The organism is Kineococcus vitellinus, assembly GCF_009906315.1.
Lineage (GTDB): Bacteria > Actinomycetota > Actinomycetes > Actinomycetales > Kineococcaceae > Kineococcus > Kineococcus vitellinus.
This window is the reverse complement of record NZ_JAAALL010000149.1, coordinates 1-10,808: the sequence shown is the minus strand read 5'-3', so window position 1 is coordinate 10,808 and position 10,808 is coordinate 1. Positions and strand designations below refer to the sequence as shown.

The window sequence follows — 10,808 nt, the reverse complement described above, 5'->3', positions numbered from 1 at the left end:
GCTCCCGGCCCGCCGGGTCGACCGCCGCAGGGGCTGTCGCCGTCGTCGGGTAGACAGTCCGCGTGCTCCACGTCCACCGCTCCGAGAGCGCGAGCGCTCTCGTGGCCGCCCTCGCCGACCTCCTGCACCAGCCGACCGCCGGGGCCGACCCGTTCCGCGCGGAGCTGCTGGCGGTCGGCGCCCCCGGCACCGAGCGCTGGATCGCCCAGCGGCTCTCCCACCACCTCGGCGGCGGGGACGGCGGCGAGGACGGCGTCTGCGCGGGCGTGCGGTTCTGCTCCCCGGCCGACCTGCTCGACGAGGTGCTCGCCGAGGTCGTGGCCGCGGTGCACCCGCGGGCCGCCGACGCCGTCGCGCGCTGGGCGCCGGACGCGCTGACCTGGCAGGTGCTGGAGGTCTTCGACGAGCTCGCGCCCGCCGGCGGCCCGCCCGCGGGCGGCGCCGGCGACGCGTTCGCGGTCCTGCGCCACCACCTGCGCCACCCCGCCGGCGAGGACGCGCCGCGCGTGCGGCGCACGGCCGCGGCCGCCCGGGTGGCGGACCTGCTCGCCGGCTACGGCGAGTCCCGCCCGCAGCTGCTGCTCGACTGGGCCGCCGGGGGCGGGCGCGACGTCGACGCCGACCTGCGCTGGCAGCCGGAGCTCTTCCGCGCCGTGCGCGCCCGCGTCGGCCTGCCCGCCCCCGCCGAGCTGCTCGAGGACGCCTGCGCCGCCCTGCGCGCCGACCCCGCCCTGAGCAGCGCACCCGCGCGCCTCGGCGTCTTCGCGCTGACCCGGCTCGCCCCGGCCCGGCTGCAGGTGCTCGCCGCCCTCGCCGAGCACCGCGAGGTCCACCTGTTCCTGCAGCACCCCAGCCCCGCGCTGTGGCGGGCGACCGCGGCCGCCCTGGCCGCCGGGGCCACCGGCACGCGGCGCGCGCACGGGGGCGGCGCCGCCGACGGCGCGGTGCGCCACCCCCTGCTGGCGTCGGCGGCGCGCGAGGTGCGCGAGCTGCAGGTGCGCCTGGCGCTGGCGGCGCCCGGCCACGGCGACGTGCACCACCCGGCGCCCGCCCCGGCGCCGACCCTGCTGGGTCGGCTGCAGGCCGCCCTCGCCGCCGACGAGGTGCCCGCCGCCGCCGACCGCCGCCCGCCCGCCGCCGGCGACCGCTCCGTGCAGGTGCACGCCTGCCACGGCCGCGCCCGCCAGGTGGAGGTCCTGCGCGAGGTCGTCCTCGGCCTGCTGGACGCCGACCCGGACCTGCAGCCGCGCGACGTGGTCGTGCTGTGCCCCGACGTGGAGGCCTACGCACCGCTGGTCTCCGCGGTCTTCTCCACCGGCTCCCACCCCGGCGGCGGCCTGCGGGTCTCCATCGCCGACCGCTCCGCGCTGCAGACCAACCCCCTGCTCGCCCTCGCCGCGCGGCTGCTCGTGCTCGCCCAGGGCCGCGCCGGCGCCGGCGACGTCCTCGACCTCGCCGCCTCCGCCGCCGTGCGCCGCCGCTTCGACCTCGACGACGAGGCGCTGGAGCAGGTGCGCGAGTGGACCGTCGACGCCGGCGTGCACTGGGGCCTGTCCGCCGAGCACCGCCGCGGCTGGCAGCTGGCGGGGCTGGCCCAGGGCTCCTGGCGCGCCGGGCTGGACCGCCTGCTCGTCGGCGTCGCCGTGGGCGGCGCGGACCCGGCGGGCGCCGACCTGCTCGGCGAGGGGCCCGACGCCGTCGTCCCGCTGGCCGACGTGGAGTCCAGCCGCATCGACCTCGCCGGCCGCTTCGCCGAGCTCGTCGACCGCCTGGAGGCCGCCGTGCGGCGCCTGTCCGGGCGCCGCTGCGTCGCCGACTGGTGCACCGCGCTGCTGGAGGGCGTCCTCGACCTCGCGCAGGCCGACCCCGACGCCGGCTGGCAGCTGACCCAGCTGCGCTCCGAGCTCGCCGCCGTCGCCGAGGACGCCGCCCGCGCCGGGCGCGCCGCGGTCGGCCTCGCCGACGTCGCCGCCCTGGTGGCCGACCGCTTCGCCGGCCGCCCGCAGCGCTCGACCTTCCGCACCGGCGCGATGACCGTGTGCAGCCTGACCCCGCTGCGCTGGGTGCCGCACCGCGTCGTCGTCCTGCTCGGCATGGACGACGGCGCCTTCCCGCGCCCGCTCGCCCCCGACGCCGACGACCTGCTCGCCCGCGACCCGCGCGCGGGCGAGCGCGACCCGCGCGCCGAGGACCGCCAGGTGCTGCTCGACGCCGTCCGCTCCGCCGGCCGGCACCTCGTCGTCACCTACGACGGCCGCGACGTGCGCACCGGCGCGCAGCTGCCGCCGGCCGTGCCCGTCGGCGAGCTGCTCGACGCCCTCGACGAGCTCACCCCCGACGGCGCCCGCGAGCACGTGCTCGTGCACCACCCCCTGCAGCCCACCGACCCGCGCAACTTCACCCCCGGCGCGCTCGGCGGCCCGCACGCCTTCAGCCACGACACCACCGCCTTCGCCGGGGCCGCCGCCGGCGCCGGCGGGCCCGTCGCGCCGCCGCCGTTCCTCACCGGCCTGCTGCCGCCGGCACCCGCCGCCGACCTCGACCTCGACCAGCTCGTGCAGTTCTTCCAGCACCCCGCCCGCGGCTTCCTGCGCCAGCGCCTGGACGTCGCCTCCGCCACCCGCGAGGAGGAGCCCGACGACGCGCTGCCCGTCGAGCTGGACGCCCTGGCCACCTGGGCCGTCGGCGACCGGGCCCTGGCCGCGCGCCTGCGCGGCACCGACCCCACCACCGTCGTGCGCGTGGAGGCCGCCCGCGGGCACCTGCCGCCCGGCCCGCTGGGCACCCGGGTGCTGCGCGAGGTCGGCCCGCTGGTGGACCGCATCGCCGCCGTCGCCGCCGAGCTGGGCACCGCCGCGCCCCGCGGCGTCGACGTCGAGCTGGACCTCGCCGTGCCCGGTGCCGGCGAGGTCCGCCTGACCGGCGGCGTGCGCGGGGTGCGCCCCGTGCGGGCCGGCGGCCTCGCCGGCGGGGACGTGGCGGTGACGACGACCTACTCGCGGGTGCGCGGCAAGCAGGTGGTGCGCGCCTGGATCGAGCTGCTCGCGCTGTCGGCCTCCCACCCCGCCACCGAGCACCGCACCGTCGTCGTCGGCCGCGGCGCACGCGGCACCGTCGCCGTGCTCACCCTCGGCCCCGTGCGCGCGGAGGTGGCGCGCTCGCTGCTGGTGGACCTGCTGCTCGTGCGCGCGCTGGGCCTGCGCACGCCGCTGCCGCTGCCGGTGGAGACCGCCTACGCGTGGGCGCTGGCGCGCTGGTCCCAGCGCGGCCCCGACGCTAGCCGGCGCGCCGCGGGCAGCGCCTGGACCTCCGGGTGGTCCTTCGACAAGGAGGACAAGCAGGAGGAGAACGTCACCGTCTGGGGCGGTGTCGCGGACCTGGACCGGCTGCTGGGCTGGACACCGCCGCCCGGCGCCCCCGAGGGCAGCCCGGCGGGCTTCGACGTCCTGGTGCGGCGGGTGTGGGAACCGCTGCTCGGCGTGCACCGGCTGGAGGAGCGGTGAGCGCCCCCGCCGGGGTCTTCGCGCTGGACGGCCCGCTGCCGGTGGCCACCACCGTGCTGGAGGCCAGCGCCGGGACCGGCAAGACGTACACCATCGCCGGTCTGGTCACCCGCTACGTGGCCGAGGGCCGCGCCCGCGTCGACGAGCTGCTCGTGGTGACCTTCGGGCGGGCCGCCACCGCCGAGCTGCGCGACCGGGTGCGCGAGCGCCTGCTGCGCACCCGCGACGCCCTGGCCGACCCCGCCGGCGCGGCCGCCTCGGCCGACCCCGTCGTGGCGCTGCTGGCCGCGGGCGGGGCGGAGGAGGTCGCCGCCCGCCGCGGGCGCCTGGTCGCGGCGCTGGCCGCCTTCGACTCCGCGACGGTCGCCACCATCCACGAGTTCTGCCGGCAGGTGCTCACCAGCCTGGGCACGGCCGCCGACGTCGACCCCACGGCCACGCTCGTGGAGGACGTCGACGACCTCGTCGAGGAGGTCTGCGACGACCTCTACGTGCGCTTCGCCGTCCGCCCCGGGGGCGGGCCGCTGCCGTTCGAGCGCTCGGTGGCGCTGCGCATCGCCCGCGAGGCCGTGCGCCGCCCCGACGCCCGGCTGGAGCCGGCCGGCAGCCCCTCCGACTCCGCGGCCGACCTGCGGGTGCGCTTCGCCGCGGGCGTGCGCCGCGAGGTCGCCGCCCGCAAGCGCGCCCGCCGCGTGCTGGGCTTCGACGACCTGCTGCTGCGCCTGCGCGAGGCGCTGACCGCCGAGGTGGCCGGGCCCGTGGCCTGCGAGCGGCTGCGCCGCCGCTACCGCGCGGTGCTCGTCGACGAGTTCCAGGACACCGACGGCGTGCAGTGGGACGTGCTGCGCACCGCCTTCCACGGGCACTGCCCGCTCGTGCTCATCGGCGACCCCAAGCAGGCGATCTACGCCTTCCGCGGCGCCGACGTGCGCAGCTACCTCGACGCCGTCGACGTCGCCGACCGCACCGCGACCCTGAGCACCAACCACCGCAGCGACCCGCTCGTGCTCACCGGCACCGCCTCGCTGCTGCGCGGGGCCGCCCTCGGCGACGAGCGCATCCTCGTGCGCCCCGTCGAGGCCGCCCACCCGCGCGCCGCCCTGCTCGACGCCGCCGGCGCCGCGGACCCGGCCCCGGTGCGGCTGCGCGTCCTGGGCCGCGAGGAGCTGCCGGCCGCGGCGGGGCAGCCGCCCGTCGCCGACGTGCGCGCGGCGGTCGTCGCCGACGTCGCCGCGCAGGTGGTCGCCGTCCTCTCCGAGGGCCTGCGGGTGCGCCCGCACGACGGGAGCGCCGAGCGCGCGCTGGAGCCCGGCGACGTCGCGGTCCTCGTGCGCACCGGCGCCCAGGCCGCCCAGGTGCAGGAGCAGCTGCACCGGCGCGGGGTGCCGTGCGTGCTCTCGCGCGGCCCCAGCGTCTTCACCACCCCCGCCGCGCGGGAGTGGGTCTCGCTGCTGGAGGCCGTCGAGCAGCCGCACCGCTCGCCGCGGGTGCGCCGCCTCGCGCTGTCCGCGCTGCTCGGGCGCACCGCCGCCGAGCTGGACGCCGCCGGCGACCGCGCCACCGACGAGCTGTCGGTGCAGCTGCGCGCCTGGGGGGCGGTGCTGGAGGAGCGCGGGGTCGCCGCGATGTTCGCGGTCGTGGCCGAGAGCACCCGGCTGCCGCAGCGGCTGCTGGCCCTGGAGGGCGGGCAGCGCCGCCTGACCGACCTGCGCCACATCGCCGAGGTCCTGCACACCGAGTCCGAGCTCAACCCCGGCGGCGGCGCCTCCAGCCTGCTGTCGTGGCTGCGCGGGCGCGTCGACCACGCCGACGGCGACGTCGACCCCGAGCGCTCGCGGCGCCTGGACACCGACAGCACCGCCGTGCAGATCGCCACCGTGCACACCTGCAAGGGCCTGGAGTTCGAGGTCGTCTGCGTCCCCTTCGGCTGGGACTGCGCCGGCGGCGGCCCCACGCGCGAGAAGGACCGGCTGCCGGTCGCGCACGCCCCCGACGGCCGGCGCGCCCTGCACGTGGGCGGCCCGGGCAGCGCCGGCTACGACGACGCCTGCCGCGCCGCCGACACCGAGGACCTCGGCGAGGACCTGCGGCTGCTGTACGTGGCGCTGACGCGGGCGGTCTCGCGCACGCTGGTGTGGTGGGCCCCGAGCGCGAACACCCCGCGCGGGGCGCTGCACCGGCTGCTGACGGCCGAGGACCCGCGCCGGGTGCCGGAGCGGGCGCCGCTGCCGGCCGGGGCGCCGGCCGAGCGGTTCGCCGCGCTCCTGGGCCCCGGCAGCGGCGTGCTGCTCGAGCGCGTCGGGGCGGCGCCCGACCCGGGCCGGCTGGCGGTGCGCACCCCGCCGCCGCCGCGGCTGGCGGTGGCGCGCTTCACCGCCAGCGTCGACCTGGAGTGGCGGCGGACCTCCTACAGCGGCCTGACCCGCGCCGTCCACGAGCTCCCGGCCGCCCCCGGGCGGGTGCTGCTGTCCGCGCCGGACCCCGGCCGCGTCCCCGACGAGGTCGACGTGGTGGGGCTGACCGGTGCGCCCGGCGCGCCCGGCACCACCGGCCCGGACCCGCAGGAGGGGCCGGCCGCCTGGCGCGGGGTCCCCTCGCCGATGGCCGACCTGCCCGCCGGCGCGGGCTTCGGCACCCTCGTGCACGCCGTCCTGGAGCGCTTCGACCCGGCCGCGCCCGACCGCGCCGCCCACCTGGTGGCGCTGGCGCGCGAGGAGCACGCGGGTGCCCTCGCGCAGCCGCTGGCCGCCGCGCTGGAACCGGTGCTGCGCACGGGGCTGGGCCCGCTGGCGGGCGGGGCGTGCCTGGCCGACGTCGCCGCCGCCGACCGGCTGGCCGAGCTGGACTTCGAGCTGCCGCTGGCCGGCGGCGACGGCGCCGGGCCGGGAGGCCCGCGGCTCGGCGACCTCGCCGGGCTGCTGCGCCGGCACCTGCCGGCCGGCGACCCGGTGCACCGCTACGCCGACGCGCTGGAGGACCCGGCGCTGGCCGGGGAGGTGCTGCGCGGCTACCTCACCGGCTCCATCGACGCGGTGCTGCGCCGCGGCGGCCCCGCCGGGCCCGGCCACCTCGTCGTCGACTACAAGACCAACCGCCTCGGTGCGCCGGGGGAGCGGCTGACCGCCTGGCACTACCGCCGCTCCGCGCTCGACGAGGCCGTGCTGGCCGCGCACTACCCGCTGCAGGCGCTGCTGTACTGCGTGGCGCTGCACCGCTTCCTGCGCTGGCGCCAGCCCGGCTACGACCCCGACCGCCACCTGGGGGGCGTGCTCTACCTGTTCCTGCGGGGCATGTGCGGCCCGGACGTCGAGCCCGCCGGCGACGGCGTGCCGCCGGGCGTGTGGTCCTGGCGGCCGCCGTCGGCGCTCGTGCTCGCCCTCTCCGACCTGCTCGCCGGGAGGCGCCCGTGACCCCGCTCGACCCGCAGGCTCCCGCCGAGGCGCAGGCTCCCGCCGGGGAGCGGAGCCCCGCCGAGGAGCAGGCCCGCGTCGAGGAGCAGGACCGCGGTGCGCGCCTGGCGCGCGGGGCCACCGGCCTGCTGCGCGAGGCCAACGCCCTGGGCCTGCTGCACGCCGCCGACGTCCACGTCGCCCGCCGCCTGGGGGCGCTGGGCGGCGAGGACGACGAGCGCGTCCTGCTGGCGCTCGCGCTGGCCGTGCGGGCCGTGCGGCACGGCTCCGTCGTGCTGCACCTGGGGCAGGTGCCGGCCACGGTGGTCCCCGAGGACGCCGACGACTCCGGCGACGTCGAGGCCGTCGAGGTGGTCTGGCCGCCGCCGCGGGAGTGGCTGGAGGCGGTGCGCCGCAGCCCGCTGACCACCGAGCACCGCGCGGCCGGGGACGCCGCGGCCGGGCCCACCACCCCGCTGCACCTGGTCGGCGACGCCCTGTGGCTGGACCGCTACTGGCGCCAGGAGCGCGCCGTCGCCGCCGACCTGCGGGCCCGCTCGAGCGGGGTCGCCGGCCACGAGGCGGCCGCGGTGGGCGCGGTGCTGGACCGGCTGTGGCCCGGCGACCCGGCCGACGACCAGCGCGCCGCCGCGGCGGTGTGCCTGACGCACGGGGTGTCCGTGCTGGGCGGCGGGCCGGGCACCGGCAAGACGACGACGGTGGCCCGGCTGCTGGCGGCCCTGCACGCGCTCTCCGACGGCGTCCCGCGGGTCGCGCTGGCGGCCCCGACGGGCAAGGCCGCCGCCCGGCTCACCGAGGCCGTGGTCTCCGCGGCCGCCGGTGAGGTCTTCACCCCCGCCGAGCGCCGGTTCCTGGAGGGCGCCGGCGCCTCCACCCTGCACCGGCTGCTGGGCATCCGCCCCGGCTCGGTGCGCGCCCGCTTCGACGCCGAGCACCACCTGCCGCACGACGTGGTCATCGTCGACGAGGCCTCGATGGTGGGGCTGGGGGTCATGGCGCGGCTGCTGGCGGCGCTGCGGCCGGGGGCCCGCCTGGTCCTGGTCGGCGATCCGCAGCAGCTGGCCTCGGTGGAGGTGGGGGCGGTGCTGGCCGACCTCGTGGCCCCCGGCCCGGCCGCCCCGCACGGCATCGCGCTGCTCACCCGCACCCACCGCTTCAGCGCGGGCGGGCGCATCGCGGCGCTGGCCGACGCGGTGCGCCGCGGCGCCGCCGAGGAGGTCGTCGACCTGCTGCGCGCCGACGGCGCGCCGGGCCTGGAGTTCTTCGAGGTGCCCGACGAGGAGCCGGTGGCGGGAGCGGCGCTGGAGGCGGTGCGCGCCGACGTCGTCGAGCGCACCGGCGCGCTCGTCGGGGCGGCCCGGGCCGGGGACGCGGCGGCGGCGCTGGAGGCGCTGGAGGCGCACCGGGTGCTGTGCGCGCACCGCCACGGCGGGCGGGGCGTCTCGCACTGGAGCGCGCTGGCCCAGCGCTGGGCGGTGGAGGAGTTCGGCGTCAGCGTGCGCGCGGACGGGCGCTACGTGGGCCTGCCGGTCATCGTGACCGCCAACGACCCGGCGGTGGGGGTCTTCAACGGCGACACCGGGGTGGTGCTGGAGCGCGACGGCGTCCTCGTCGCGGCGATCGGGCGCGGGGAGGGCCCGCTGGTGGTGCCGCTGGCGCGGCTGGCGGCCGTGGAGCCGGTCCACGCGATGACGGTGCACCGCAGCCAGGGCTCGCAGTTCGGCGCGGTGACGGTGCTGGCCGCGCCGGCGCGCTCACCGCTGGCGACGCGGGAGATGCTCTACACCGCGCTCACCCGCGCCCGCGACCGCGTGCGCGTCGTCGGTTCCGTCGACGCGGTCGTCGCCGCCGTCCAGCGCCCGCTGGCCCGCGCGACGGGCCTGGCGGAGCGGCTGCGGGCCTGAGCGGACCCACCGCCGCCCGGGCTCAGGCCACCGGCTCGCGGCTGCGGGAGGGCGCCGCGGAGGTGGTGCGCGGGCGCAGCAGCAGCCTGCTGGTGACCAGCAGCGCCACGACGACCGGGACGCGGCACAGCGCCTCCCACGGGTTCGGCAGCTCGCTGGCGAACCAGGAGGCCGCGGAGCCCGCGGTGGCGGCCACCGGCACCCACAGCGGCAGCGCCCGCGCGCGCCGCAGCCCCCACAGCAGCAGCGGCAGCCCGGCGTAGAAGCCGGGCAGCACCAGCAGGAAGGCCACCGCCAGCCCCGGCGCGTCCTCCAGCCGCGCCGCCGCCTCCAGGGTCTGCGGCGCCACCGGCAGCACCCCGGCCGTGAGCGCCGGCAGGTGCGTCTCGGCGGCACCCAGCACGGCCATCCCCACCAGGCCGGCGCCCGTCGCGCAGGTCCCCGCCACGGTGAGGGCGGCGCCGCGCCCGGGCGGCACGGCGCGGCCGAGCGCCGCCACCCCCGGCAGCAGGACGAGGGCGGTGAGCGTCATGCACAGCGCCCACGCCGTCCAGCGGCCCGGCTGCGCCGCCGTGTGGGCGAGCAGCTCGGGCAGGCCACCCGCCGGGGTCGGCGGGTCGAGGGCGGCGGTGACGGCCAGCAGCAGCGCCCCGGCGGCCAGGCACCCCCCGGCCAGGCGGGTACGGGTCAGCGGTGCCCCGGGGCGGGTCTCGACTGCGGTGTCCACGGTTCCTCCTGCGGTACTGGTGGTGGCGGGCCGTCCCGCCGCCGGAGCAGGGACGCTAGGCAGCCGCCGCCCGCCGGGCGTCGCGCCGACGGGGGAGGGCGGTCCCCCTCGCGGTGGAGGCCCGGCCCGGCCTCCGCCGTCCGGGGGACGCCGTTCGACGGGTGACGCCGCCGGTGGCGCCGCCGTACGGTTCCCGCGTGTCCGCCCGCGGCCCGCGCGTCCCCACCGTCCGGTGGTCCTGGGACGTGCTGCTGCCCCTGGCGCTGACCGTGCTCGCGCAGGTCGAGCTGCACCTGCCGCACAGCACGGAGTCGGCGCCCGCGACGGTGCCGCACTCGCTGCTGCTGCTGGGCGCGACCGCCCCGCTGGCCCTGCAGCGCCGCCTCCCGCTCGCCGCTCCCGCGCTCGCGGCGGCGGTCTGGGCCGTGGAGCCGCTGCTCTTCCCCGTCGCCAACACCTTCGCCGTGCCCCTGACCGTGCTGGGGCTGGCTCCGCTGGCCGCCACCCGCTGGGCGCCCGGACCCCGGCGGGCGCTGCTGGGCAGCGCGGTCGTCCTCGCGCTGGTGGTGCTCGAGGGCGTGGGCAACGAGCAGTTCGGGCTGGGGGGAGCGGTCGCCAACGGCGTCTTCGGCGCGGTCGCGGCGTACGCGGGGCACGCGTGGCGCCGCACGTCCACCCAGCGCCGGCTGGCCGAGGAGCGCGCGCAGCTCGAGCGCGCCGCCCGCGAGGACGCCGACCGCGCGCTGGGCGCCGAGCGCACCCGCATGGCCCGGGAGCTGCACGACGTCCTGGGGCACGGCCTCAGCGTCGTCCTGCTGCAGGCCCGCGGAGCCCGCCGCGTGCTGGCGGACGACCCGGCCGCGGCCCGCACCGCCCTCGACGAGGTGGAACGGGCCGCGGTCTCCTCGCTGCGCGAGGTCCGGCTGCTCATGGACGTGCTGCGCCTGCCGGCGGGTGGGCCGGGACCGCAACCCGGCCTGGAGGACGTGCCCGCGCTCGTCGAGGGGGTGCGCCGCACCGGGACCGCCGTCGCGCTGCGGCTGCCGCAGCCGCTGCCGCAGCTGCCCGCGGCGCTCGGGGTCTCCTGCTACCGGGTGGTGCAGGAGGGGCTCACGAACGCCCTGCGCCACGCCCCCGGTGCCGCGGTGGCGGTGGAGGTCGTCCGCAGCGGCGGGCACCTCGTGCTCCAGGTCGACACGGGACCGGCGCCGGGAGCTGGGCCGGGAGCTGGGCCGGGAGCTGGGCCGGGAGCTGGGCCGGGAGC

General features: G+C 80.0%; 5 protein-coding genes. 4 read left to right on the top strand and 1 reads right to left on the bottom strand.

From position 1 onward, the window contains the following. Nucleotides 1-62: 62 nt before the first annotated feature. The 3 genes from recC to recD are packed head-to-tail and all read left to right on the top strand — an operon-like array spanning nucleotide 63 to nucleotide 8,817. The gene (gene recC, locus GTQ99_RS13695) at nucleotides 63-3,503 is read left to right on the top strand and encodes an exodeoxyribonuclease V subunit gamma (RefSeq protein WP_166616293.1); all 3,441 of its coding nucleotides are present in this window, start codon (nucleotides 63-65) and stop codon (nucleotides 3,501-3,503) included. After that, nucleotides 3,500-6,913, top strand: coding sequence for a UvrD-helicase domain-containing protein (locus tag GTQ99_RS13690; RefSeq protein WP_338074986.1), 3,414 nt, complete (start codon nucleotides 3,500-3,502; stop codon nucleotides 6,911-6,913). Before recC ends, GTQ99_RS13690 begins: the two co-directional genes overlap by 4 nt. Then, on the top strand, nucleotides 6,910-8,817 hold the full coding sequence (recD, locus tag GTQ99_RS13685; RefSeq protein ID WP_166616291.1) for an exodeoxyribonuclease V subunit alpha: 1,908 nt from the start codon (nucleotides 6,910-6,912) through the stop codon (nucleotides 8,815-8,817). The genes GTQ99_RS13690 and recD overlap by 4 nt, the downstream gene beginning before the upstream one ends. Nucleotides 8,818-8,839: 22 nt before the next feature. Here the strand turns inward: recD and GTQ99_RS13680 are convergent, their stop codons facing one another. After that, entirely contained in the window at nucleotides 8,840-9,544 is a 705-nt protein-coding gene (locus GTQ99_RS13680) for a hypothetical protein (protein ID WP_166616290.1), read from the bottom strand. A gap of 197 nt (nucleotides 9,545-9,741) precedes the next feature. Here GTQ99_RS13680 and GTQ99_RS26945 point away from each other — a divergent pair. After that, on the top strand, nucleotides 9,742-10,808 hold a 1,067-nt coding region (locus GTQ99_RS26945), incomplete at its 3' end, for a histidine kinase (RefSeq protein ID WP_166616289.1).